Origin of the sequence: Campylobacter sp. CFSAN093249 (genome assembly GCF_011067895.1) — a bacterium.
In the GTDB taxonomy this organism is placed as follows: Bacteria; Campylobacterota; Campylobacteria; order Campylobacterales; family Campylobacteraceae; genus Campylobacter_D; species Campylobacter_D jejuni.
The window spans coordinates 317,609-340,795 of the sequence record NZ_JAAMWM010000005.1 but is presented as its reverse complement, the minus strand read 5'-3'; the positions used below and the strand labels follow the sequence as shown (position 1 = coordinate 340,795).

Genomic DNA, 23,187 nt, shown 5'->3' with positions numbered 1-23,187 from the left:
AAAAGATTCTTAAATCTTAATCTTACAAAAAGGAGCAAGTCATGAAAAAGTTAAATAAACTTTCTTTGTCTTTAGTTGTAGGTTCTTTACTTTTTACACAAAGCTATGCTTTACCAAGTGGGGGTAAGTTCACTCATGGAACAAGTGGAAGTATAAGTGTTAGTGGTGGTTTTAATATAGCAAGTGATGAAACTGTAAATTTTGGACAAGGAAAAACTAACCAAAATTATTTAAATATTGTCTATGGTTCTAAAAGCTCTCATTATAGATGGAACACTCAATAGTGGAAGCAATAATATCTTTTTAATCAATCCTAATGGCATAGTAGTGGGTAAAGGTGGAAAAAAATTGTTCTGTCTGCTTCATCAATAGGTGATAAGGAGATGAAGGAGTTTGCAAAAGATGGAAAACTTTCAGCATTTAAAGGAAATCCTAAAACAATATCACCTGTAATTAAATCCAATGCAGGAAATGTTATAAATTTAGAAACTATAACGGTAGGAGAAAGAGTTGCTATGGCAGGCAATCAAGTTTCAAATATGAAATATGGTGGCACTGATTATGGTAAATTCATTTTTACAAATAAAAAAGAACAATCCAATACCGTCTATCTTAATGTCTATAGTAATGATACATTTGTCATTCGTGGTCCTGCATCAAATACAATAAAAAAAGAAGACTCTGTAATATTGAGTATAAGATCTAATAAAGGCTTAACTGGACCAGGAGGAGATCCAACAGACACAATAGGTTATAAAGAAACTAGCGATCTTATTGCTAAAGATAACATCTCAAATGAAGTTTTAAATTCTATATTTAATGACTTGAAATTTAATTCTAGTGTTGATATTAGCGACTTAAGTAAATTTTATAAAGATGGAAAAATATTAACAGCTGATGAACTAACAAGCATTAATCAAAGTATGGATTTTATTACTGCTTTATATGGACAAACTCAAGATAGCAATATGCAACATTTGCAAACGCTTTAAAGGAAGTATTGGGAAATTCTTATGGTGATCTAGGAAAAGCTAATCAAGCCATTATTAAAACAAAGGAAATTCTTTCTCAAAATTCCTAAAATGACCGAAGGGCAAGAAAACGCTCAAAAAACTTACGATACTGCTGCAAATGCTTATAATGAAGCAGTTAAAGCTTACAATACAGCTCTAAGTGGTATAACAGGTAATAATGGCGATAAAGTTATTGCAGGTTTAAAACAAGCTGTAGATAAAGTTTCTAGTGATTTACAACAAGCTACAATAGCTCTTCAAATCGCTACAGCGAGTACTAATTCTAGTTTAGAAAATTCTAATAAAACTTTAGCAAGTGCGAGCATAAATGGAACTAGTCATCTTACAGTCAATGAAAATATAGTGCAAACTATAAGCCAGTATCCATTATAAATTTAGGATCTAACAACTCCAACAACGGAAACAATGGAACCGATTCAGGTGATATTAACAATAGCAACAACAACGGTTCTAATAATAACCCAAATGATACCATAGGACAACAAGAACCTGGCATTGCTACAGCTTTTTATACAAACTACAGATGAAGATCCAAATATCAATGAAGATGATAAACAAGCAAGTATAGATGAAGCCAGTACTCAAGAAAGTGGTAATGTTGTATAGTATCGGATAGTTTTAAAGCAGGAAATCCTTGCTCAAGATGATTAAAATCCAAAAGGTTAAAAGCCTTTTGGATCTTGTTAAAAAATTAAAAAACAAACAAAGTTTAAAGATTAAAAATCAAACAAACACTAAGGAAAATTTAAATAAAACGCATTATCTTACTATCTAGTTTAGCTATCTTAAGCCTTTATGCTAGTGATACTAAAGATAATAAAAAAACCATACAAATGTTAGAACAATCTCCTTATAAAGAAGATGCTAACTTAAAAAACTACAATAACACTTTAAAAGTAAAAGATGGAGTGATTATCATAGATCATTCTAATACTAGTGATAATAATAATTCAAAAACCACTAACACAAAGAAAAACACTCAAAAAGATAATAACAACACTCAAAAAAATCAACCTAACTTGTCTAATGATAATACTTTAAAAACTAAAACCCCAAATTCAAACACTCCTTCTTTAAAAAATACTTCTAAAGAAGAATCAATTCATAAAGTTAGCTTTAACTTTCATATTACCAATAAAAACATAAACTTTAAAGATCTAGGTTTAGATGAGCAAGTTTTACAAGAAGCCTTAAACGATTACAAAAAAGAAAGTATTTCAGTTCAAGACTTACAAGATATAGCCAATATTATTTCTTATTATGTTCAAGTTAGTGGTTATCCTGCTGCTACAGCTTATATCCCACAACAAGAACTAAAAGATCAAATTCAAATCAATATCACCTTAGGTGTTTTAGGTAAATATGTGGTTCAAAACAATTCTAGTGTAAGAGATTATGCTATAGAAAGCAAATTACCTAATCATAAAGGTGAAATCATCACTACTAAATTAGTAGAAGATGCGGTTTATAAAGTCAATGAAATGTATGGCATACAAACCCTTGCTTCTTTAAAAGCAGGAGATAATCCAGGCGAAACAGATGTAGTGATAGAAACTACCCCTAGTGATAGCTTTGTTTCTGTATTGTTTTATGGGGATAATTACGGTATAAAAGAATCAGGCAGATATAGGGGTGGTACTAGCATGAGTTTTAATAACATAGCTCATCAAGGAGATAGTCTAATGCTTACTTGCAAAGAAGCGATGAAGCACAAACTAACTATGGTATAAATTATACTACTTTCTTGGGGAATTTAAAAATCACTCGAAGCTATTCTAAAGGAAACTATGCTTTATGGGGAATTTGGAGAGAATTTGACTTTATAGGAACTTCTGAAAATCTAGGTATAGATTTAAAATATCCTTTGTGGATTACGACTTATAATTCTTTTTATTTAACTTCAAGTTATTATCATAAAAAGCTTCGTGATTCTAAATTTGATATTTTAACTTTTGATAAAAGCTCTGATACAATAAGCTTTGGTATAGAAGGAGTTTATAATGGTATTAGTAATGATAGTTTTTCTTATAGTGCTAATAAGCTATGGTAATGTTAAAGATGAAGGTATGACTATAGTAGGTATAGGAACAAGCAAAGTAGGTGGAGTAGAATTTGGAAAATTTGCTAAACTCAATGTCAATCTTAACAATGCTTATTTCCTTAATGATACCTTTACTCATCTTTTTAGTTTAAATTATCAACAAGTTATCAATGGATCTACATTAGATAGTAGTGAAACCATATCTTTAGGAGGTCCTTATGGAGTAAGGGCTTATAATAATGGAGATGGAGAAGGAGATAATGCTGTAGTGGCCATCTTTGGACTTAGAATGGCTACTCCTTTAAAAGATTTTTATATGACTCCTTTTTATGATACTAAGTTATTCTTGGTATGAGAATGATTCTTATACAAACTATATGGATGCTTATGGTTTACAACTGCTTTATAATAAAACAGGGAATTTTTATGTCAAGCTTGATTTAGCTAGAGCTTTAAAGAAGTATAAGCTAGATGATGATTATAGTTCTAAAGCTTATGTAATCTTTAGAAAGTATTTTTGAGTTATTTTTGATCAAATATTTAATGCATATAATTTATATTGCCATAAAAGCTTTTAATGTTATAATTTAGCATTAAAAGCAAATGTCAAGGATAAAAATGCAAGAAAATTTATTTGAAAAACAATTTCTAAATCACCCTTTATACGCTAAAATTCAAGAACTTAAAGCTCTCAATCTTGCTTGTAATTTTTCTTTAGGCGATAGCGTGAATTTATCTACAAATTCTCAAGCCAAAGATGAAATCTTAGCTATAGCAAAAGAACTTAAACCATGGAGAAAAGGTCCTTTTAAAATAGACGATCTTTTCATCGATACAGAATGGCAAAGTTTTATTAAATTCAACATTCTAAAGCCTTTCATGAACGAAATTTCTCAAAAATGCGTTGCTGATATAGGCTGTAATAATGGTTATTATATGTTTAAAATGCTTGAATTTAATCCTGTAAAACTCATAGGTTTTGATCCTTCTATCAAATACCGTTTGCAATTTGAACTCATTAACGCTTTAGCTAAAACTCCTATAAAATACGAACTTTTAGGCGTAGAAGATCTTCCAAGCTATGGCTTGAAATTTGATGTGATTTTCTGTCTTGGGGTGATTTATCATAGAAGTGATCCTATAAAAATGCTAAAAGATTTAAAAGCAGGACTTAATAAAAATGGAGTTGTTTTTTTAGATACCATGTATATAGAAGATGAGAGAGAAATCGCTCTTGTGCCTAATAAAACTTATTCTAAAATTCCAAATATTTATTTTGTACCAAGCATTAGTGCATTAAAAAACTGGTGTGAAAGAGCAGGATTTAAAGAATTTGAAGTTTTGGCTACAAAAAAAACCGATGAAAACGAACAAAGAAAAACAGAATGGATAGACTCTTTTTCGCTGGAAAATTTCTTAGATCCAAAGGATAAAAATCTTACCATTGAAGGCTATGAAGCACCCAAAAGAGTTTATATACGCATTAAAATATAAATTCTTTTTATTTTTTGCCGATATTGAATTTTAGATATTTTGAAGTAGATAAGTAGAATTTAAAGGTTAGATATGGCAAAAAAAGATAATTTTGAAGAATATGCACAACTTGAAGAATACGCATCTGCAGAAGATATATCTCGCGTTAGAGCAGAATTACTCACTTGTCCTGAATTAAACACCTCGCTTGCTGGAACCATTATAGAAATTGATAAAAACTATGCCAAATCAATTTTAATAACCACAAGCGAAATGGTAGCAGATGATCAAGGATTGATTTTTGATGCCTTTATTTTCGCTGCGGCAAACTATGTAGCACAAGCCTCTATCAATAAAGAATTTTCAGTGATTATTGGATCAAAATGTTTTTTTTATGCTCCGCTTAAATTAGGCGATGTTTTAGAACTTGAAGCTCATGCACTTTTTGACGAAACCTCCAAAAAAAGAGATGTAAAAGTGGTCGGGCATGTTAAAGAAATTAAAATGTTTGAAGGAACGATACAAGTTGTTAGCACTGATGAGCATATATTTAAACTCAAGCGTCCGCCACTTAACACTGTTAAACCTACAGAAAATCAAGAACAAGGTGCCAAAATCAACAATCCAGAAGCCGTAGCAGCTGCATTAATGGCCTCTGTGGGTGGAAAATAATCAAGGAGTCATTTTAATATCTACCCAATTTTTTGGGCAATCCTTATGATAAGTTCCGCTTCCATCATAATACTCTTTACAATCATCATAAAAACGATTTGAAATCCCTCTTTCATTTACAAAACATCCAGAAATTCCTAAAGCTAATAGCACCATTAAAGTATATTTTTTCATGTTTTTCCTTAGAATTTATTGTGTTTTCTCCATTTATAAGGCTCTATAGGATTACTCTCTTTCCAAAGGCCTAAATGATTTTTCTTAGCATTTTCTTGTTCTTTGGTATAAGCGTTACTATAGTAAGTATCAGCCCAAGCATAGCCTTTGCTTACCAAAAATCGATTAATATCAACATCATTAAGCTTTACAATAGCAACAATTCTACCATAAGTATCTTTATTTTTATAAATAATTTCAACTTGTTTGCCGCTTAAAATTCTACTTAAAGTTTCTTTTGATTGCTTTCCAAAACTTTGTTTAAGTTCTGGTGCATCTATACCAAAAAATCTTATTCTAGCGAGTTTGTTTTCATGATTAACTTCTATAGTATCTCCATCAATAATTCTAACTACTTTTCCTTCAAAACTAGAATTTTGGGCAATATAGTTCTGGATAAAAACAACTACAAGAGTGAAGATTAATACAGAAAAAAGTTTTTTTGGATCACTTAATAATTTTCTTAGATTAAATAATTTTTTATAATTTATTCTCATTTTTTAATCATTTTGCCTTTAAATTTTAAAAAATATGCCATAATTTTATCAAAACAAAGGAGATAAAATGCAAAATGTTATAGAAAATTTTAAACAATTATGCAAAATTCCTCATTGCAGTTATGAAACAGAACAAATGAAAGAATTTTTAAGCTCTTACGCCAAAGATAAAGGCTTTAAGGTGAGTGTAGATAAGGCAGGAAATATCCATGCCATAAAAGGCAAACCAAAAATTTGTCTACAAAGCCATTATGATATGGTCTGTATGGGCGATGCACCAAACTTAGAAGTTTATGAAGAAAATGGCTTTTTAAGAGCCAAAAATTCAAGTCTTGGTGCAGATAATGGCATAGGTATAGCCATCATGATGAGTGCTATAGCTGAATTTGAAAATTTAGAATGTCTTTTTACAAACGATGAAGAAGTAGGACTCATGGGAGTGAATTCACTCGAGCACACTTTAGAATCTAAAATGCTTTTAAATTTAGATCATGAAAGCGATGATGAGATCATGATAGGCTGTGCAGGTGGAGTAGATATAGAAGCAAGTTTGTCTTTTAATACCCTTAGAAAAAAGGGTAAAATTTATGAGCTTTGTGCGCAAAATTTTAAAGGTGGACACTCAGGCATAAATATCATACGCAATGAAAAAAGTTCCATCAAAGAAATGGCTAAATTCATACAAGAGAATGAAGGAGAAATCATTTCTTTTGAAGGCGGAGAAAGAATCAATTCTATACCTAAACACGCCAAAGCTTTAGTGCATTTTAAAGATGAAGTAAAGAGTAATAACTGGATAAAATGTGAATTTAAAGAAGAAGGCGAATTTGAAATTTGCGATCAAAGTAAAAAACTTTTAAGCCTTATAAATTCTTTCACTCATGGAGTTAGAGCTTATGATGAAAATCTAGATATAGTTCAAACAAGCATTAACCTAGCTACTTTAAGAATGCAAGATAACCAAATCAAATTCGCACTTTTTGCAAGATCTAATATACTTGATGGACTTAAGCAAGTAGAATTTGAAACTTTAGAATTTTTCAAGGCTTTTGATTTTAAAGTAAGAAGTTTTAATTTCTATCCACCTTGGGAAGGCAAACCAAACGCACTTAGCGACATGGTTTTTAAAGCGCTTAAAAAAGTATCGCCTAATGCCAAAGTTTCAGCTATCCATGCAGGGCTTGAGTGTGGCATTATAGAGAAAAAACAAGAGCTTTTATGCGCTTCTATAGGCCCAAATATCCATAATCCTCATTCAACTGATGAGCATTGTGAAATCGCTTCAGTTGAAAAAATATCTAAGGTTGTTTTTGAAGTTTTAAAAGACAATGCTTAATTCTTTAATCTTGCTTCTTGCAAAAACGCGTTTTAACAAAAACACGCAAAGCAAGGAACAAGATCCCACTATAGCAAGATAAACACCCAAATACTCTTTATAAAAAGCATTAACTATAAAAGGGGTTAAAAAACCTAAAATCGCATAAGAAATATTATAAGCAAAACTAAGCCCGCTAAATTTCAGTTCACTTTTAAAAATTTGCGTCATAAAAACAGGCGCGAAAGTAATAATACCTTGTGCAAAACAAGCCAGTAAAAAATAAAATAAAAAATTCTCATCATAAAAACTAAAAAGCACACCAAAAATAATAAAAGCTATACTAAAAATAAAACAAATCCTATAGCTTCCCCATTTGCTTGCTAAAAAACCTTGAAATAAAGCTCCAAAAATCACCGCTAAAATAGCAAAATTTTGCACCCATAAAGCAGAAGTTTTACTCATAGCTAAAAGACTTTCAAAATACTTAGGTAAAATCATCAAAGTTGCCACACCGCTTGTTAAAACCATGGTCATTAAAAAACAAACAAGCATACTCATTTTATGAGTTTTTAAAGCTTCGAACAATGGAAAACTTAAAATTTTCTTTTCATTTTGAACTTTTATAAATTCTGGAGTTTCGCTGAGTTTATTTCTTAAAAACAAAGCTAAAATTCCAAAAAATCCTCCTATGATAAAAGGAATTCTCCAAGCATAGCTTTGAACTTCTTCTGGGGTAAAATAAGATCTTATGCCTAAAGTGGCAATATTTCCTAGCAATAAACCTATGGTTAAAGTCGCTGAAATAAAACCAAGAGCTAAAGGAATTTGACGCCCTTTGACAAATTCGCTCACATAAATCCAAGCTCCGCTCACCTCAGTTCCAACGGCTAAACCTTGCAAAATGCGTATAGTAAATAAAATCAAAGTAGCAAATATACCTATACTTTCATAACTTGGCAAAAAAGCTAAAGCAAAACTAGGCAAAACCATCAAAAGCATAGAAATATAAAAAATATTCTTTCTTCCATATCTATCAGCAAAATGTGCCATCACAATAGAACCAAAAGGACGCGCTAAATAAGCAGCACCAAAGGCTATATAAGCATTTATCTGCATCCAAAAAGCATCATTTTGCGGAAAGAATACCTTAGCAAAAATATCCAAAAAAAAGGCAAAAAGCACAAAATCATAAAATTCTAAAATTCCACCCAAAGAAGCATAAATAATATTTTTGTATTTTTTTTGCATATTTTATCCTAAATCAATATAAAGGGCAAAAAGCCCTTTATTAAATTTTTCCACCTTCAATCACTACATCATCAGCCTTAACATCATCTCCAAAATGAGCTTTTAAAGTTTCATCATAAGCCTTGTGAAAAAACTGCTCTTGGCCTAGTTTAATGATCAAATTATCGATAAATTCTTTAAGTTCTTTATCGCCTTTTTTAACCGCTGGTGCGATAACATCTTTGTTACCTAACTCTTTGATACCCATTTTAAAATCAGGATGATCTTTCACCCAAGCAAAAAGCAAGGTATTATCATGACTTAAAGCATCGCCTCTTTTATCCATCAAAGCGGCAAAGGTTTCGGTATTTTGATCATATTTTAAAGTTTTAATATTAGGATAATTTTGCGTAAAATAAGCATCTGCTGTTGTACCTTTGTTTAAAAGCAAGGTTTTATCTTTTAAATCTTCTACGCTAGTTATATTACTATCCTTTGGTACAGCTACGCCTAAAGCTACCTTCATATAAGGCAAGCAAAAATCAACCTGTTCTGCCCTTTGCGGAGTTTGAGTAAAATTAGCCAAAATAATATCTACTTTATTTGATTTTAAAAACTCAACCCTATTTGCAGCTTCAACAAGAACAAATTGCACCTTATTTTCATCGCCAAAAAGTTCTTTTGCTATGCGTTTAGCTAAAGCTATATCATAGCCTTGATTGTTTCCTTTTTCATCTACATAACCAAAAGGTGGTTTATCGCCAAATACCCCAATCCTAACAACTCCATTTTGCTTGATCTTATCAAGAGAATTTAAAGTTTTAGAGTCAGAATTTCCTCCACAAGCAGCCAATACTACTGCAACAAAGGTCGTTAAAACACTTAGAAGTATTTTTTTCATACATTTCCTTTCTTTAAAAATAAGCTTAAAGCTGTTGCAAAAATATATAATAATTGCAAAGTTAATTATACTTAAAATTATAAATAATGCATTTGAAACAAACTAAAAAGATTTTCCTATGTGTAAAAATGTAATTAATCACACACTCTCTTTTAGTATTGTTTAAATTTTAAGTAAAAAAAGATATAATCTTTTTTTTAAATTTTTAAGGAGAAAACTATGAAAAAAGGTATTTTTCTCTCTATTGGAATAGCTGTTTTGTTTTCAGCTTGCGGAAATTCCATAGATGAAAAAACAGTTAAAAAATATGAAAATCAACTAAATCAAACAGTTAAACAAGAAATTGCAAGTCTTTCTCAGGACTCTGGAATAAAGATTGAATTTTCTGATTTTAAATGCAATGCAGATGGTGATTTTATAGCGTGTTTAAGTCCAAATTTCAAAACTCTTGCAAAAGATAATAACGATGAGTATCAAGAACTATTTCAAGCAAAAAATATCAAAATTCGTTCAAATGAAATTTACAAAGGCGAAGCAAATACATCAATTAGCATTAAAGAATATTACAACGATCTTTTTAAAAACCAAAAAAGCATACAATCAAATTTGGTTTTTGAAGATTTTAAACTTGGAGAAAAAGTTGTTAGTGACATCAATGCAAGCTTATTTCAACAAGATCCAAAAATCAGATCTTTTATCAATAAATTAAGCTCGGATTCTTATACTTTATCATTTGATAACTCTATAAACAAACAAGAAAACAATTATCTAGATAATCTTGATATAAAATTTTATAACGCAAAATTAAATTTCAATACAAATCTAAATATAAATCTAAAAGAAGATTTGCTTAATTACCTTGATTCTAAGGGTATAAAATTTAACACTCAAACTTTAGCTATGGATGAACAAGCTATCAATGAACTTCTTAATATAGCAAACTACGAACAAGCTTCAGATTTTAGCAATACAATCCAAAAATACATCATCTTAAACAATTTTAAAATTGATTCAACTCTTAAAACCGAAGGCGTATTTAGTAGCTATATAACAACTGCTAAGGAAAATTTACAAACCTTAAAAACTCAAAGTCAAAATGAAGAACAAGCATTAATCTTTGATAAAGCTTTAGCTATTTTAAACAATATCACTCAAAATGATGATTATAAACTCAATCTTGATTTAAAATTTAAAAACATCCCTGTTAGTGACTATAGCACACAGGGAATCGACAGCATAGAAAAACTAAGCATCAACAATCAAGATGCCACAGAAGCGTTAAAAATTATACTTCCATTTATCATGTTTTCTATGTTAATGGGCGGAGCGTCATTTTAAATTTTAAAATGATAAAAACTTCAAAAACATTAAAAGCAAGATTAAATTTCTTTGCTCTTAATGTTTTCATAACATTAACAAAAAAGGCTAAAATGAAAATTTTATTCTCCCCTAGTGAAAGCAAAAATGAAAATTGTACAAAAAATCCCATCGATGAAAACTCATTTATATTTAAAGAATTATTTCCTTATAGAATGGAAGCTTTAAAGCATTATGGAGAATTTATCAAAAATGCAAGTTTAAAAAATTTACAAGAACTTTTTGGCATTAAAAACGAAAATGAAATTGATAAATTTAAACACAACTTAAAACAAGCTCCCACTCAAGAAGCTATATTGCTTTATACTGGGGTAAGTTATGAATATCTTAATTTTAAAGCTTTAGATAAAAAAAGTCAAGCTTATATTTTAGAAAATACTCTTATATTTTCTAATCTTTTTGGCGTTGTAAGAGCTAATGATACCCTACCTTTTTATAAATTCAAGCAAGGGGCTAAAATAGGAAATTTTGCCATAGAGAAATTTTATAAAGAACATTTTAGTAAAGCCTTAGATGAATACTTAGAAAATAAAGAAATACTTGATCTTAGAGCAGGATTTTATGATAAATTCTACACCCCAAAAAAGAAATTTTATACTTATAAATTTGTAAAAAATGGTAAAGTCATCAGTCATTTTGCTAAAGCTTATAGGGGAATTTTACTCTCCATAAGCGCAAAAAACCAAATAAAAAACAATAAAGAGCTTTTAGCAAACCTTCCTTCAAACCTAAAACTCAAAGAAATTCAAATCAAAGGTTTAAAGGAAGAAATTGTGCTTGAAATTCTAGATTAGTTTTTATTTTAAGTATTTTAAAGCTAGCTTCGCATAATAACTTGCAGCCCTAGCTAAAAGCTTATCATTAAAAACATAACTAGAATTATGTAAATAAATGTCGTTTTCATTTTCTAAAAAAGCATAGGCACATTTTTTCATTTCGCAAAAAAATCCAAAATCCTCACTTGCCATTAAAGGACGATGATTAAATTCACAATTTTTTTCGCCAAATAATTCTTTTGCAACCTCACTAGCAAAATCCACAGCTTCATCGTTATTCATAGTCACTGGTGCAACAACATTTTTATTGATTTTAATCTCTATATCATTAGCCTGTGCAAGACCTTTACAAATTTTATAAATTTTTTCTTCAGTTAGCTTTCTAGTTTCATTATCTAATGCTCTAACACTCATTTTAATCGTTGCAATATCTGGAATGATATTAAAAGCATGTCCTGCATTAAAAGTTCCTATGCTTACAACTGCTGAATTTTGGGGATCAACATTGCGAGATACTATGCTTTGTAAAGCCACAACAAGTAAAGAAGCAGCATAAATAGGATCTTTTGCCTTTTCTGGAGCACTTCCATGACCACCTCTTCCAATAACTTCAATGCTATAACTATCCGAAGAAGCCATCATCGCACCTTTTTTAAGATAAAATTTCTTATCGCTACCAAAAGGCATATTGTGCCATCCAAAAACATAATCACTATCAAATTTTTCAAACAATCCATCTTCTATCATTGCCTTAGCACCACCCAAACCCTCTTCAGCAGGTTGAAAATAAAGATTTAAAATGCCATTAAAATTCTGACTTGCTAAATACTTTGCAGCAAGCAATAAAGAAGTAGTATGTCCATCATGACCGCAAGCATGCATTACATTTTCTTTTTTGCTTTTATAAGGCAAATTTGTGCATTCTTGCAAAGGCAAAGCATCCATATCTGCACGAAGTCCTATTTTTTTATCGCTATTCCCCTTTTTTAAAACCCCCACAACGCCTGTTTTTCCTATTTCCTCATAAACCTCATAACCAAATTCTTTTAATTTTTGCGCCACTAATTTTGCAGTACATAATTCATCAAAACCAAGCTCAGGATTTTCATGAATTTGATGACGAATTTTTTCAAATTCGCCTTGTAAGTCTAGTATTTCTGGAATTAAATTCATTCTATTTTTCTCCTTGTATAAAATTTTCTCTTCTAGGTAAAACAAATTGTGCTAAGATCGCTGAAATAAAAATCAAAGCAAAAATATAAACAAAACCCAAAGTAAAACTATGGGTTTTATCAACACTCCAAGATACTACCCATAGGTTAAATGATAGTATAACAAAGGTAATACTCCAAAAAGCACTCATAATATAAGCAGTTTGATTTGGATTGGAATTTTTTAGTTCTGAAGGTAGATTAAAGAAAAATGGAAACCACATAGAATAAAAAATGCCTGATAACACAGCAAAAATCTGTATCAATACTAAATTTTGTAAAAATAACATACAAAATCCGCATATAAAAATACACGCTCCTCCAGACAATAGCATTATTTTAAAAGAAATATTTTTTCTTTTAAAAAATAATCCAAGATAAGGACCAAAAATAATAGCAAAATTAGCCAAGGCTGGAATTTCTTTTTTAGCAAAATCAGCTAATTCTTTACTAAAACCCGCATATTGTGCATAAAAAGTTGGTAAAAAAGTAAAAAGAGAATTTAAAAATAAAATAGGCCCTATGTAAAAAATAATCATACCCCAAGTAACACGAGATTTTAAAGCATAAATAAGATCTTTTGCATTATTCTTTTTTTCTTCTTTTTTATTCTCATCTTTACCTACAAAAAGCCACAAAATCAATAAAATCAAATTAATCCAAGCATAAAATGATAAAGAATCTCTCCAATTTCCAAAATAATTTGAGATGCTTTCAGCTAAAATAAGTCCTAGAGTAATGCCTACTAAATTTGAAGTTATATTAAAACTAATTACAAAATGCAAAGCTTTTTTTCAAACCATTGCTGTGCAATAGGCACTAAGCAAACTAAAGCACAAGCTGAACCAAGCCCTGTTAAAAATCTTATAATCAAAATACCACTATAACTATCTACAAAACTTAAAAAGATACCCGAACTCATTAAAATACAGCCTAAAAAATATCCCTTTTTTAATCCGAATTTATAAACCAAAAAAGCAGTAAATGAAGCACCAAAAATTTTCGCAACTACTATCATACTAGTGATTAAAGTAGCTTGCTGAGTATTTAGGGCAAGATCATTTGAAATCAAAGGCATTAAAGACCCTGTTGCTGCCCAAGAGATACTAAAAACAGCATAAACACTAAAAATGATAAATTCAACTCCAATGCGTCTAAAATGAAATAAAAGTGATTTTTCCATATTAAAATCCTTTTTAGATATTTATTAAAATATAACATGAAAAAATAAGATATTTATTATCTTTAATTATTTTTTTAATTTAATTATTTTTTTATATATTTTTTTGTTACTTTTTGAAAATTTATATATAAGTTTAAAGATAAAAAAACTAAAATACAAAATAAAAAAACCCGTAAAAGTTTTTTGAAGTATTTAAATGATATATTTCAAAATCTAGTTTTAAAAAGGAAAAATATGGAATTTTTAGCATTTATTTTTTTGATTATTATATTTTTATTTGTAGTCTTTATCATCGTTACTCGCTATGAAAAAAAGATAAAATTACTCAACCAAAACATACAAAATATGAAAGAAGATATAACCGATCTTAAAGAAACAACTCAAAAAAATCGCTCTTTAATTGAAAAAAATCGCTCTAATATAGAAAATATAATAAAATAAAACTAAGAAAGATTTGCGATAAGCTTATAGTGTTTTTTCTGATTTATCATTAAAGTAAAAATTTTTTCACTTGAATTTTCGCTTTTATTTTTATAAATCATACTTTTTAAAAACGGAAAAAGCATCGTACTAGAAGTTTTACCTTGTAAAATAATATGCATAGAGCCTTTTAAAATTCCGTACTTATAGCTCATACCGCTTGGAAATATATCAAGATTAAAGCTTAAACTATCTTCATTGCTATCATAATTTAAAATTTCAATTTTAACAAAGCTAATTTCTTGATCTTCTTGAGATAAATTTTTAAAAATTTCAAGTTTTTCATGTTTTTTGATAGTAACAACTTCTTGCTTACTTTCTTTAAAATCAGAAAGAAAATTTTCATTTTTAAAAATTCTTGAAAAAAATTTTAAATTTTTAAATTGCATACTTGTTTGTTTTGTGTTTTCATGTATTATTTTTTCGGATTTTAAGATGTTGTGTTCTATATCATCTTCTTGGTTTTGATTATCTTTGTTTGATTTCATGTCAAAATCTTCAACGATAATCATATCTTCACTATCACAAATATTAAAATGTTTTACAATTTCTTCAAAAGTAAAACTGTCATCACTAAATTCCAAAAGATCTACATTTGAAGTAATAAAATCAACACCATCTCGTTCTTCAATCTTATCTTTAATCACAAAAGCATCAACACAAAAGCACGATCTTTGAATTTCATATTCAGAACTTTTGCCTTTAAATACTATCTTCATCATCACAAAGCTTTTGCTATAAGTTCTAAAGGACTAGCAAAAACAACCTTGCTTGGATTTTGTTCTAATGCATTTGAAATTTGCATTCTGCAAGCTGAACACTCGGCACTTACCACACTAGCCTTACTTTCATCGATCATTTGTGCTTTTTTAAGCCCTACACTTAAGGCTCTATCATAATAATCCGTTTGCATACCCACCCCGCCAAAACCGCAACAAGTATTAGAATTACTCATTTCTACAAAATGATAATTTGTTTTTAAAAGTTCTCTTGGCTCTTTAAAAACCCCTTGCATTTTTCTTGCATGGCAAGGATCGTGATAAGTAATGCTATAATTAATTTTATTTTTTGTTTTTAAAATTTCTTCTAAAGAAGTAAATTTATAAAAATACTCGCTAGCCATATATATCTTAGATGACACACATTTTGCGCGTTTTGCCCAGTCTAAATCATTTTGCATTATAAAAAAATGTTCATAATCTATCTTTAACATAGCCGAACAAGTGGCCTCAGGAACTATAATAGCATCTAATTTTTCTAATTTTTTTTCAAAATACTCAATATTTTTTTTAGCCAAAACTTCAACACTTTTAAAATCACCCGTAAAAAATTGCGGCGCTCCACAACACACTTGTTCTTTCATCAAATCCACATTGATTTTTAATTCCTTAGCGATTTTAAGCACTGCATTAGCCGTATCTATGTAAAAATAATTCGCCAAACAACCTACAAAAAAACCTATTGTTTTTTCTCCATCATTATTGATAAATTTTGGATTAGAATTTAAGAAACTTTTTTTATTAAAACTTGTAAGTAATCTTCCCTTTTTAACAAAAGGCATGGAAAATCTTGCCTTCATACCTGTATTTTCATTCTCATTTTGAATTTTAAACGCACAACTTTGAAACACATAGCCAAGCTTAGCTACCAAATCTAAAATTTTGCGTCTTCTTAAAAAGAAAAAAATAAGTTTTTTATACCAAGCTATACCAAATTTTTTAGCTATATCATAACGAACTTCTTCTATGGCATTATCTACTCTTAATTTACTTGGACATACTTCAACACAATTGGTGCATAAAAAACAAGATTCAAAAACTTTCTTAGCTTCTTTATCAAGTTCTAAACTTCCCTCTTTATAAGCAGCTAAAAGATCTAAAAATCCTCTTGGACTAGTAATTTCATCGCGATTTTCTTCATGTATAGTACAAACAGGTATACATTTGCCACATTTAACACAAGCATCACTTATTTGACTAAATTTCATCTTACACCGTTTTTGAGAATACTTTTTTATCTTCACTAATGTTTTTCATATAAGCATCAAAACACATGGCAATATTTCTTATAAGCAAAACGCCTGTTTCATTGACTTTGATAAAATTTTCATCAAAATTAATAAAATCTTTGTATTCTTCTAAAGCTCTTAAATCCTCTTTAAAATACTCCTGAAAATCAATGCAAAATTCTTTTTCTATTGACTTAATATCAAGCTTAAAATTTGCCATTAACTCCATAATAACTGCTTTTCTAAGCTCATCATCATCGCTTAAAACTACACCTCTTTCAAAAGGCAAAACTCCTCTATCTAATGCAGCTTCATAACTTGACATATCTTTGAAATTTTGTGCATAATGTCTTTGTCCTTCACCTATACTTGTAAGCCCAACACCGACTAAATCAGCACCGCCTTTGGTGGTATAACCTTGGAAATTTCTATGTAAAGTTCCATTTTCTAAAGCTTTAAAAAGCTCATCATCTTCTTTTGCAAAATGATCCATTCCTATCATTTTATAGCCGTTTTTACTCAAAAAATTCTCACAAAATTCTAAAATTTCAAGTTTAACATCAGGACTTGGCAGGGTATTTTCATCAAATTTTCTCATATTTTTCTTAAGCCAAGGCACATGAGCGTAATTAAAAATCGCCAAACGATCAGGGTTTAAAAGCATAACTTTTTCTAAAGTTTGTGTAAAGCTTTGTAAATTTTGATAAGGCAAACCATAAATTAAATCCATATTTACAGACTTTATCCCTTTGCTTCTTACAAGATTTAAAGCATTTTGTGTTAATTCAAAAGACTGGATGCGATGAATTTCTTTTTGAACTTTTTCATCAAAATCCTGCACTCCAAAGCTGATACGATTAAAGCTATTTTGCGTTAAAACTATGGCTTGTTTCTCATTTAAAAAACGCGGATCGATCTCACAGCTAATCTCTGCATCTTTAGAAAAATTTCCAAAAACAGATCTAATTTTTAAAATCAAATTTTGAAGTTGTTTAGCACTAAAAAAAGTTGGAGTTCCGCCCCCAAAGTGCATTTGCACCACTTCTCTTTTAGTATCTAAAATAGTACTTAAAATATCAAGCTCTTTAAAAATATAAGTTAAATACCTTTCTTTACTCTCTTCTTTTGCAGTATAAATAACATTGCAACCACAAAAATAACAGGCACTCCTACAAAATGGTAAATGAAAATAAAGCGATAAAGATCTATCTTGCTTTTTTAAAATTTCTATATATTCTTCGTATTTGAAATTTGCATTAAACTCTATTGCTGTAGGATAAGAAGTGTAGCGTGGTCCTGCTTTAGAGTATTTTACAAAAGCTTTATAATCTCTCATTTTGGTTTACCCTTTCTATCATCGCTTGCATATCTACAAATAAATTTGGATGCTCTTGTTTGATTTTAGAAATTAATTTTTCAAGATCAATACTAACTTCCATGGTGCCATTTTGCGCCTTTTGCTTGATCTCATCCATAGCAACCGTCCAAACATCGTTAAAATCTACAGGAATTTGTTGATAAATCGCCTTTTCTAAACGCAATTCAAAATTCTCTTTTTGACTTTGTTTTAAACTTTCAAGTATATTCTTAAGACTTTGTAAAGAAAGCAAAGTGTGAATTTCATCGTTTTCATCGATCACAAACCAAGGCTCAGGAGAATCAAAACTTCCATTTTCAAGAACTAAACATTTTTCGTTTTCATTCTCGCTTTGCTTCATTTTAAAAATCGTTCTATCTTTTTTCTTTATTCCTAGATTTTGACTAAATTCATCAATGCGTTTTAAGCAAGTGCTATACTTTTCTAGCTCTTTCATTCTCTTCCTCTCTGATTATCCAAAAAGCAAAGCAAGGCTTTTACCACATAAAGGCGATTTCTTGCTTCTTCAAAAATCACATCTGCATGTTTTTCAAAAATTTCTTCACTCACTTCATAACCCCTATAAGCAGGCAAACAATGAAGCAATATCGCGTCTTTATTGGCAACGCTCATAGCCTTTTCATCAATCATAAATCCTTCAAATTCTTTAATCTTGCGTTCTTTTTCATTCTCTTCACCCATAGAAACCCAAGTATCGGTAATGACTACATCTTTATCCTTTAAGGCTTCAAATTTATCATGACTTAAGGAAATTTTAGCTCCTGAAATCAAAGCCTGTTTCATAGCAAATTCCCAAATTTCAGGGCTAATTTTATAGTTTTTTGGTATAGCTATACTAAATTCAAAGCCCAAAATCGCAGCCGCAATAAGCCAAGAATTGCACATATTGTTACTATCTCCGATAAAAGCAACTTTTGCTATACCATTTTGCATCTTATTCCATTCTTTGATAGTAAGCAAATCTCCTAAAACCTGAGTAGGGTGATAAAGCTCGCTTAAAGCATTGATCACAGGGGCTTTAGAATATCTTGCAAATTCGAGTAAAGTTTCATGTTTATTGACTCTCATCATCACAAAATCAACCATCGCCCCTACCACCCTAGCTGTATCCTTTACAGGCTCGCCACGACTAAGTTGTAAATCATTGCTACTTAAAAATAAAGCCTTTCCGCCAAGCTCTGTTATGGCTAATTCAAAGGCCATTCTTGTTCTTGTAGAGTTTTTTTCAAAAATCATTGCTAAAGTTTTATCTTGTAAAAGTTTTTTAGGCTCTTTTTTTAACTCGCTAGCATGATTTACAAGGCTTAAAATTTCCTCCTTAGAAAAATCTCTTAAAGTTAAAAAATGTTTCATTTTTCTCCTTTTAACATTTTAGCTAATTCTTTGGCATGATAAGTGATGATAAGCTTTGCCCCTGCTCTTTTAAAAGCTATCATAGTTTCATACAAAACTTTTTCATAATCAATCACTCCTGCATTTTTAGCTGCCTTTAACATAGCATACTCTCCGCTTACATTATAAACACACAAAGGCAAGTTAGAATGAAGGGATATTTCTTTAACCACATCAAGATAAGCAAGAGCGGGTTTTACCATCAAAATATCAGCTCCTTGTGCTTCATCTTCCAAGCTTTCTTCTAAAGCTTCTTTACCATTAGCAAAATCCATTTGATAGCTTTTTCTATCTCCATAACTTGGAGCTGATTCTGCTACATCTCGAAATGGCCCATAATAACTTGAAGCAAATTTAGTAGAATACGCCATTATAGGCAAATTTTCAAAACCTTCTTTATCTAAAGCTTTGCGCAAAGTAGTGATAATACCATCCATCATTCCACTAGGTGCTATCATATCTACCCCTGCTCTTGCGTGAACTAAGGCTTGTTTGGCTGAAATTTCTAAAGTGACATCATTATCCACACTTTTTGTTTTTGGATCGATAATCCCACAATGCCCGTGATCTGTGTATTCACAAAAACAAAGATCACTGATTATAAAAAGATCTGGAAAATTTTTCTTAATCTCTCTTATACTTCTTGCAACAAGCCCTTCATCATCTAAAGCATCGCTTCCACAGCTGTCTTTTTTCTCATTTTCCAAAACGCCAAAAAGTATAATGGCTTTAATGCCTAAATTAACTACATTTTGACACTCTTTTAAAATTTCATCTAAACTCATTTGAAACACATCAGGCATAGAAGAAATTTCTTTTTTTATCCCCGTTCCATTAACCACAAAAAGCGGATAAATCAAATCATTTACACTTAAAGAATTTTCTCTTACCATGGCTCTTAAGTTTTCATTAAGCCTTAATCTTCTAAATCTTTTAAACATTTTTTTGTCCTTTTTTTGCTAAAATCTTAACATAAATTTGATTATAGAGAGTAGTAAATGAAAATAAAAATTTCAGAAATTGCGAATTTACCTAGCAAATGGGGAAATTTCCAAATACAAAGTTTCAAAGAAAATGATAAAGAACATTTATGTATATTTAAAAATACTCCAAAAGACACACTCAATCTAAGAATTCATTCAGAGTGCTTAACAGGAGATGCTTTAGGAAGTTTAAAGTGTGATTGTGGGGAACAGCTTGAATTTTCACTAAAATATATAGAAAAGAATGGCGGAATGGTGATTTATCTTAGGCAAGAAGGAAGGGGTATAGGGCTTTTTAACAAGGTTAATGCTTATGCTTTACAAGATAAAGGTTTTGATACGATTAAAGCAAATCATCAGCTTGGCTTTAAAGCCGATGAGAGAACTTATGAAATTGTAGAATTTATACTCAAACACTATGAAATTTCTAAGGTTAATTTACTCACAAATAACCCTGAAAAGCTAGATTCTATCAAAGAAAAAATCATCACACGCATACCGATTTTAATAGAACCTAATCGTTTTAATGTAGAGTATTTAAACATAAAACAAACTCAAATGGGACATCTTAAATAAATGATTTTTAAAGATTATGATTTTTTGCAAAACTACGATTTAAAAAACTTTGAAGAAAAGGTAAAAATTTATAAAGAATTATTATCTAAATTTAACCGCATTCACAATCTTACTCATTTAAAAAATATAGATGAAAATATCTTTGATAGTATTAAAATTTTAGATTTTTATGATTTTTCTAAAGCAAAAAATATTGCCGATATAGGAAGTGGCGCAGGATTTCCAGCTGTATTTTTAGCTTTTTTACTGCAAAGCAATTTTCATCTTTTCGAACCCAATCCCAAAAAAGCTGCCTTTTTGCGGACATTAAAAATAGAATGTGAACTTCCAAATTTACATATTTACAAAAAAAAAGTTCAAGAATACAAGAATACCTTTAAAGCTGATATCATCACTTCAAGAGCCTTAATGGATGTCAAGCCTTTGCTTGAAATTTGCAAAAATCTAAAAGATGAAAATACAGTTTTTATTTTATGGAAAGGTAGTGAAATTTATCAAGAACTTGAAAATATAAAAGATTATGAAATTTTTGAAAATAATTTAAGAAGATATTGTATTTTAAAGTAGCCCTAAGGCTACTTTTTATTCTGCTAAATCAGCATTAAAACTGATATCCACTAAAGGCCAAGAAATTCCACCATGTCCTGCAGCAACATCGCTTAATGCTTTTAATGCTTTAGAACCATTTTTAAAAGTATGCAAATCAAGTTGTCCTTTAGCTTCAAATTTATTATCTTTGATGGTATAAGTTAAAGGTACAATAGTACTTTTTTTATCCATAGTAATTTTTGCTGAAATAACGCCTTTATTTTCACCCGCAATCACATCTTGAAAAACAACTTTAATATCCGTATCTCCCAATAAAGCAGGGAAAAATACTTTTGTGATATTATTGGTTATAATATCATTGCCTTCACCCATAAAAGCATTGCTTGGCTTTATGGTAGCTTTAGCGCCTTTAAGATAACTTGCCAAATCCTTTATATTTTTAGAAAATTTATATTCTACATTTTTAAATTCACCTTTTGTTCCTATCATATCTTTAGTTTTATATCCTTCAAAAGAAACCTTTAAACTATCTTCTTTAAAAGATACAGCACTTAAAGCCGAAGCTAACAAGCAAGAACTTAAAACACTTACAAGAATTTTTTTCATCTTTATTCCTTTTTAATAAATTTAATTAATGAATTAAATTATATTCTTAGTTGATTAATAAAATAAAATTTTCTAAAATAAAAAATAATTTTTATTACCAAAGTATACCTTTAAAAGCTAAGGTTAAAAAATATCCTCCAAAAATCAAAACAAGCCCTAAAACAAAAGCCAAGCCAAATACCCTAGAGCCACTTTTTAAAAATTTTTTAAAGTCAATTTGCAAGCCTAAAGCTGCCATAGCAAAAACGATACATAAAGTACAAAGTGTTTTACCTAAAGAGATGATATCACTCGTAGCAATACCTAAAATACTTTCTTTGCTTGCTAAATAAGTATTTAAAACTATCATGCCTAAAAATGCAAAAGCAAAATAAGGTATAGTGATACTTTTTGCAGTTTTTCCACTGCTTGAATGTTGATTTTTAGCGAAAAAATAAGTCACTATAAGCAAAAAAGGCACAAGTAAAATCACTCTCATCATTTTTATAATCACTGCAACATTAGAAGCACCTTGCTCAAATCCTGCCATATCCTTTGCCATTTCAGCAGCACCTGCGACATTTGCCACCTCATGCAAAGTAGCTCCCATAAAAACACCCATAGCATTTTGATCAAAAAAAGGAAAAAGATTTAAAGAAAAAGCTATGGGATATAAGAACATAAATACAAGTCCAAAAATCACCACCGTACCTACAGCTAAAATTCCCTTAAAAGGATCACTTTTCAAACTTGACTCTAGTGCTAAAACCGCTGCCGCACCGCAAATCGCACTTCCAGCTCCAACAAGCATAGAAGTTTCTTTATCGAGTTTAAAAATTTTCGTTCCCACAAATAAAGCAATAATAAAAACAAAAAATATCACTATAGCAGAAAGCAAAAATCCTTTCAATCCTACGCTTAAAAGCTCAGTTAAAGTGATATTAAAACCATATAAAACAATGCCAAGTCTTAAAAGTTTTTTCGCACTAAAATGCACTCCGGCTTGAAAATGATGCTGGTATTTAAAAAACCAAGGAGAAAGCAACACTCCTATGATAATAGCAAAAGCAGTCGCTGCTAAATGAGTGGTATCTTTGATACTTTGAACACTAGAAAGATACATAGCAAAAATCACTATACAAGCAGTAAAAAGCAAACCCTTAAAATTTGATCGCACTATAGCCACGCTATGTGCTAAAAAACTTGTTTTCATTTATTTTCCTTTTTGTAAATTTTGTGTTATTATATTTTTTTTATTAAAATTATAGAAATATATTATTTTAATTTTTATAATAATTTTTTTTTATTAAATA

27 protein-coding genes and 1 pseudogene are annotated in these 23,187 nt (G+C 29.9%); 13 read left to right on the top strand and 15 right to left on the bottom strand.

Translation table 11 applies throughout. From position 1 onward, the window contains the following. The first annotated feature begins 41 nt into the window (after positions 1-41). From FBF10_RS08790 to FBF10_RS05535, 7 genes and pseudogenes are all read left to right on the top strand, one after another. A complete protein-coding gene (locus FBF10_RS08790; protein ID WP_025998005.1) occupies positions 42-284 on the top strand; it encodes a hemagglutination domain protein in 243 nt (80 codons plus the stop codon). Between the two features lie 231 nt (positions 285-515). Continuing rightward, positions 516-992, top strand: a complete 477-nt coding sequence (locus tag FBF10_RS08785; RefSeq protein ID WP_240373372.1) for a hemagglutinin — start codon at positions 516-518, stop codon at positions 990-992. Between the two features lie 90 nt (positions 993-1,082). Then, on the top strand, positions 1,083-1,406 hold the full coding sequence (locus tag FBF10_RS08780; RefSeq protein ID WP_002853350.1) for a hypothetical protein: 324 nt from the start codon (positions 1,083-1,085) through the stop codon (positions 1,404-1,406). A 262-nt stretch (positions 1,407-1,668) separates the two neighbouring features. Continuing rightward, positions 1,669-1,809: a hypothetical protein gene (locus FBF10_RS05550; protein WP_002860721.1), complete on the top strand. Its 141-nt coding sequence runs from the start codon at positions 1,669-1,671 to the stop codon at positions 1,807-1,809. Positions 1,810-1,867: 58 nt separating this feature from the next. After that, a pseudogene (locus tag FBF10_RS05545) lies at positions 1,868-3,596 on the top strand (ShlB/FhaC/HecB family hemolysin secretion/activation protein). Positions 3,597-3,678: 82 nt separating this feature from the next. Next, positions 3,679-4,569: a tRNA 5-methoxyuridine(34)/uridine 5-oxyacetic acid(34) synthase CmoB gene (gene cmoB, locus FBF10_RS05540; protein ID WP_079263718.1), complete on the top strand. Its 891-nt coding sequence runs from the start codon at positions 3,679-3,681 to the stop codon at positions 4,567-4,569. A gap of 72 nt (positions 4,570-4,641) precedes the next feature. After that, positions 4,642-5,220 carry a hypothetical protein gene (locus tag FBF10_RS05535; RefSeq protein ID WP_002873190.1) on the top strand — a complete coding sequence of 193 codons (579 nt, stop codon included), beginning with the start codon at positions 4,642-4,644 and terminating at the stop codon, positions 5,218-5,220. Here the strand turns inward: FBF10_RS05535 and FBF10_RS05530 are convergent, their stop codons facing one another. Both FBF10_RS05530 and FBF10_RS05525 read right to left on the bottom strand, forming a co-directional pair. Further along, positions 5,221-5,394 carry a hypothetical protein gene (locus FBF10_RS05530; RefSeq protein WP_002853638.1) on the bottom strand — a complete coding sequence of 58 codons (174 nt, stop codon included), beginning with the start codon at positions 5,392-5,394 and terminating at the stop codon, positions 5,221-5,223. 8 nt (positions 5,395-5,402) lie between these two features. Next, the gene (locus tag FBF10_RS05525) at positions 5,403-5,930 is read right to left on the bottom strand and encodes a thermonuclease family protein (protein ID WP_004308473.1); all 528 of its coding nucleotides are present in this window, start codon (positions 5,928-5,930) and stop codon (positions 5,403-5,405) included. A gap of 67 nt (positions 5,931-5,997) precedes the next feature. Between FBF10_RS05525 and FBF10_RS05520 the strand changes: the two genes are divergently transcribed. Beyond that, on the top strand, positions 5,998-7,266 hold the full coding sequence (locus tag FBF10_RS05520; protein ID WP_004308475.1) for a M20/M25/M40 family metallo-hydrolase: 1,269 nt from the start codon (positions 5,998-6,000) through the stop codon (positions 7,264-7,266). Here the strand turns inward: FBF10_RS05520 and FBF10_RS05515 are convergent. Together FBF10_RS05515 and FBF10_RS05510 are read right to left on the bottom strand one after the other, a co-directional pair. Further along, positions 7,249-8,496, bottom strand: coding sequence for an MFS transporter (locus FBF10_RS05515; protein WP_004308477.1), 1,248 nt, complete (start codon positions 8,494-8,496; stop codon positions 7,249-7,251). The two genes, FBF10_RS05520 and FBF10_RS05515, sit on opposite strands and share 18 nt — an antisense overlap. A gap of 40 nt (positions 8,497-8,536) precedes the next feature. Continuing rightward, positions 8,537-9,376, bottom strand: coding sequence for a cysteine ABC transporter substrate-binding protein (locus tag FBF10_RS05510; RefSeq protein WP_002860724.1), 840 nt, complete (start codon positions 9,374-9,376; stop codon positions 8,537-8,539). Between the two features lie 219 nt (positions 9,377-9,595). Between FBF10_RS05510 and jlpA the strand changes: the two genes are divergently transcribed. Both jlpA and yaaA read left to right on the top strand, forming a co-directional pair. Further along, positions 9,596-10,714: a lipoprotein adhesin JlpA gene (jlpA, locus tag FBF10_RS05505; protein ID WP_004308480.1), complete on the top strand. Its 1,119-nt coding sequence runs from the start codon at positions 9,596-9,598 to the stop codon at positions 10,712-10,714. 92 nt (positions 10,715-10,806) lie between these two features. Further along, on the top strand, positions 10,807-11,547 hold the full coding sequence (gene yaaA, locus FBF10_RS05500; RefSeq protein WP_004308481.1) for a peroxide stress protein YaaA: 741 nt from the start codon (positions 10,807-10,809) through the stop codon (positions 11,545-11,547). A 3-nt stretch (positions 11,548-11,550) separates the two neighbouring features. Here the strand turns inward: yaaA and FBF10_RS05495 are convergent, their stop codons facing one another. The 3 genes from FBF10_RS05495 to FBF10_RS08910 are packed head-to-tail and all read right to left on the bottom strand — an operon-like array spanning position 11,551 to position 13,923. Beyond that, on the bottom strand, positions 11,551-12,702 hold the full coding sequence (locus tag FBF10_RS05495; RefSeq protein WP_004308483.1) for a M20 aminoacylase family protein: 1,152 nt from the start codon (positions 12,700-12,702) through the stop codon (positions 11,551-11,553). A 1-nt stretch (position 12,703) separates the two neighbouring features. Continuing rightward, the gene (locus FBF10_RS08775) at positions 12,704-13,525 is read right to left on the bottom strand and encodes an MFS transporter (RefSeq protein WP_002853457.1); all 822 of its coding nucleotides are present in this window, start codon (positions 13,523-13,525) and stop codon (positions 12,704-12,706) included. After that, complete coding sequence (locus FBF10_RS08910) at positions 13,513-13,923, bottom strand: MFS transporter (RefSeq protein ID WP_021357866.1); 411 nt, start codon at positions 13,921-13,923, stop codon at positions 13,513-13,515. Before FBF10_RS08910 ends, FBF10_RS08775 begins: the two co-directional genes overlap by 13 nt. A gap of 234 nt (positions 13,924-14,157) precedes the next feature. Between FBF10_RS08910 and FBF10_RS05475 the strand changes: the two genes are divergently transcribed. After that, a complete protein-coding gene (locus FBF10_RS05475) occupies positions 14,158-14,364 on the top strand; it encodes a hypothetical protein (RefSeq protein ID WP_057033328.1) in 207 nt (68 codons plus the stop codon). Between the two features lie 2 nt (positions 14,365-14,366). Here the strand turns inward: FBF10_RS05475 and FBF10_RS05470 are convergent, their stop codons facing one another. The 6 genes from FBF10_RS05470 to hemB are packed head-to-tail and all read right to left on the bottom strand — an operon-like array spanning position 14,367 to position 20,122. Then, positions 14,367-15,128, bottom strand: coding sequence for a DUF5416 family protein (locus FBF10_RS05470; RefSeq protein ID WP_011049828.1), 762 nt, complete (start codon positions 15,126-15,128; stop codon positions 14,367-14,369). Then, on the bottom strand, positions 15,125-16,390 hold the full coding sequence (locus FBF10_RS05465; RefSeq protein WP_165433902.1) for a (Fe-S)-binding protein: 1,266 nt from the start codon (positions 16,388-16,390) through the stop codon (positions 15,125-15,127). Before FBF10_RS05465 ends, FBF10_RS05470 begins: the two co-directional genes overlap by 4 nt. A gap of 1 nt (position 16,391) precedes the next feature. Continuing rightward, positions 16,392-17,747 carry an oxygen-independent coproporphyrinogen III oxidase gene (hemN, locus tag FBF10_RS05460; RefSeq protein ID WP_004308484.1) on the bottom strand — a complete coding sequence of 452 codons (1,356 nt, stop codon included), beginning with the start codon at positions 17,745-17,747 and terminating at the stop codon, positions 16,392-16,394. After that, entirely contained in the window at positions 17,734-18,225 is a 492-nt protein-coding gene (locus tag FBF10_RS05455; RefSeq protein WP_002853412.1) for a DUF2603 domain-containing protein, read from the bottom strand. Before FBF10_RS05455 ends, hemN begins: the two co-directional genes overlap by 14 nt. After that, positions 18,222-19,142: an ornithine carbamoyltransferase gene (gene argF, locus FBF10_RS05450; protein ID WP_002859199.1), complete on the bottom strand. Its 921-nt coding sequence runs from the start codon at positions 19,140-19,142 to the stop codon at positions 18,222-18,224. Before argF ends, FBF10_RS05455 begins: the two co-directional genes overlap by 4 nt. After that, complete coding sequence (gene hemB, locus FBF10_RS05445) at positions 19,139-20,122, bottom strand: porphobilinogen synthase (RefSeq protein WP_002859198.1); 984 nt, start codon at positions 20,120-20,122, stop codon at positions 19,139-19,141. Before hemB ends, argF begins: the two co-directional genes overlap by 4 nt. Before the next feature lie 57 nt (positions 20,123-20,179). On the opposite strand from hemB, the gene ribA reads away from it, so the two are divergent. Continuing rightward, the gene (gene ribA / locus FBF10_RS05440; protein ID WP_002855920.1) at positions 20,180-20,740 is read left to right on the top strand and encodes a GTP cyclohydrolase II; all 561 of its coding nucleotides are present in this window, start codon (positions 20,180-20,182) and stop codon (positions 20,738-20,740) included. Then, positions 20,741-21,307: a 16S rRNA (guanine(527)-N(7))-methyltransferase RsmG gene (rsmG, locus tag FBF10_RS05435; protein WP_004308485.1), complete on the top strand. Its 567-nt coding sequence runs from the start codon at positions 20,741-20,743 to the stop codon at positions 21,305-21,307. A 15-nt stretch (positions 21,308-21,322) separates the two neighbouring features. Here the strand turns inward: rsmG and FBF10_RS05430 are convergent, their stop codons facing one another. Together FBF10_RS05430 and FBF10_RS05425 are read right to left on the bottom strand one after the other, a co-directional pair. Further along, positions 21,323-21,895 carry a hypothetical protein gene (locus FBF10_RS05430; RefSeq protein WP_002859197.1) on the bottom strand — a complete coding sequence of 191 codons (573 nt, stop codon included), beginning with the start codon at positions 21,893-21,895 and terminating at the stop codon, positions 21,323-21,325. Between the two features lie 94 nt (positions 21,896-21,989). Further along, positions 21,990-23,087, bottom strand: a complete 1,098-nt coding sequence (locus tag FBF10_RS05425) for a YeiH family protein (protein ID WP_002853043.1) — start codon at positions 23,085-23,087, stop codon at positions 21,990-21,992. Positions 23,088-23,187: the final 100 nt, after the last annotated feature.

What these genes read in the sequence shown, in the direction of transcription:
- FBF10_RS05515 (WP_004308477.1), bottom strand. Translation starts at nt 8,496, where the DNA reads ATGCAAAAAAAATACAAAAATATTATTTATGCTTCTTTGGGTGGAATT.
- cmoB (WP_079263718.1), top strand. Translation starts at nt 3,679, where the DNA reads ATGTCAAGGATAAAAATGCAAGAAAATTTATTTGAAAAACAATTTCTA.
- FBF10_RS05425 (WP_002853043.1), bottom strand. Translation starts at nt 23,087, where the DNA reads ATGAAAACAAGTTTTTTAGCACATAGCGTGGCTATAGTGCGATCAAAT.
- FBF10_RS08790 (WP_025998005.1), top strand. Translation starts at nt 42, where the DNA reads ATGAAAAAGTTAAATAAACTTTCTTTGTCTTTAGTTGTAGGTTCTTTA.
- argF (WP_002859199.1), bottom strand. Translation starts at nt 19,142, where the DNA reads ATGAAACATTTTTTAACTTTAAGAGATTTTTCTAAGGAGGAAATTTTA.
- FBF10_RS08780 (WP_002853350.1), top strand. Translation starts at nt 1,083, where the DNA reads ATGACCGAAGGGCAAGAAAACGCTCAAAAAACTTACGATACTGCTGCA.
- FBF10_RS08785 (WP_240373372.1), top strand. Translation starts at nt 516, where the DNA reads ATGGCAGGCAATCAAGTTTCAAATATGAAATATGGTGGCACTGATTAT.
- FBF10_RS05535 (WP_002873190.1), top strand. Translation starts at nt 4,642, where the DNA reads ATGGCAAAAAAAGATAATTTTGAAGAATATGCACAACTTGAAGAATAC.
- FBF10_RS05525 (WP_004308473.1), bottom strand. Translation starts at nt 5,930, where the DNA reads ATGAGAATAAATTATAAAAAATTATTTAATCTAAGAAAATTATTAAGT.
- FBF10_RS05530 (WP_002853638.1), bottom strand. Translation starts at nt 5,394, where the DNA reads ATGAAAAAATATACTTTAATGGTGCTATTAGCTTTAGGAATTTCTGGA.
- FBF10_RS05475 (WP_057033328.1), top strand. Translation starts at nt 14,158, where the DNA reads ATGGAATTTTTAGCATTTATTTTTTTGATTATTATATTTTTATTTGTA.
- FBF10_RS05495 (WP_004308483.1), bottom strand. Translation starts at nt 12,702, where the DNA reads ATGAATTTAATTCCAGAAATACTAGACTTACAAGGCGAATTTGAAAAA.
- FBF10_RS05510 (WP_002860724.1), bottom strand. Translation starts at nt 9,376, where the DNA reads ATGAAAAAAATACTTCTAAGTGTTTTAACGACCTTTGTTGCAGTAGTA.
- jlpA (WP_004308480.1), top strand. Translation starts at nt 9,596, where the DNA reads ATGAAAAAAGGTATTTTTCTCTCTATTGGAATAGCTGTTTTGTTTTCA.
- yaaA (WP_004308481.1), top strand. Translation starts at nt 10,807, where the DNA reads ATGAAAATTTTATTCTCCCCTAGTGAAAGCAAAAATGAAAATTGTACA.
- ribA (WP_002855920.1), top strand. Translation starts at nt 20,180, where the DNA reads ATGAAAATAAAAATTTCAGAAATTGCGAATTTACCTAGCAAATGGGGA.
- hemB (WP_002859198.1), bottom strand. Translation starts at nt 20,122, where the DNA reads ATGTTTAAAAGATTTAGAAGATTAAGGCTTAATGAAAACTTAAGAGCC.
- rsmG (WP_004308485.1), top strand. Translation starts at nt 20,741, where the DNA reads ATGATTTTTAAAGATTATGATTTTTTGCAAAACTACGATTTAAAAAAC.
- FBF10_RS08910 (WP_021357866.1), bottom strand. Translation starts at nt 13,923, where the DNA reads ATGGAAAAATCACTTTTATTTCATTTTAGACGCATTGGAGTTGAATTT.
- FBF10_RS05520 (WP_004308475.1), top strand. Translation starts at nt 5,998, where the DNA reads ATGCAAAATGTTATAGAAAATTTTAAACAATTATGCAAAATTCCTCAT.
- FBF10_RS05430 (WP_002859197.1), bottom strand. Translation starts at nt 21,895, where the DNA reads ATGAAAAAAATTCTTGTAAGTGTTTTAAGTTCTTGCTTGTTAGCTTCG.
- FBF10_RS05455 (WP_002853412.1), bottom strand. Translation starts at nt 18,225, where the DNA reads ATGAAAGAGCTAGAAAAGTATAGCACTTGCTTAAAACGCATTGATGAA.
- FBF10_RS05465 (WP_165433902.1), bottom strand. Translation starts at nt 16,390, where the DNA reads ATGAAATTTAGTCAAATAAGTGATGCTTGTGTTAAATGTGGCAAATGT.
- hemN (WP_004308484.1), bottom strand. Translation starts at nt 17,747, where the DNA reads ATGAGAGATTATAAAGCTTTTGTAAAATACTCTAAAGCAGGACCACGC.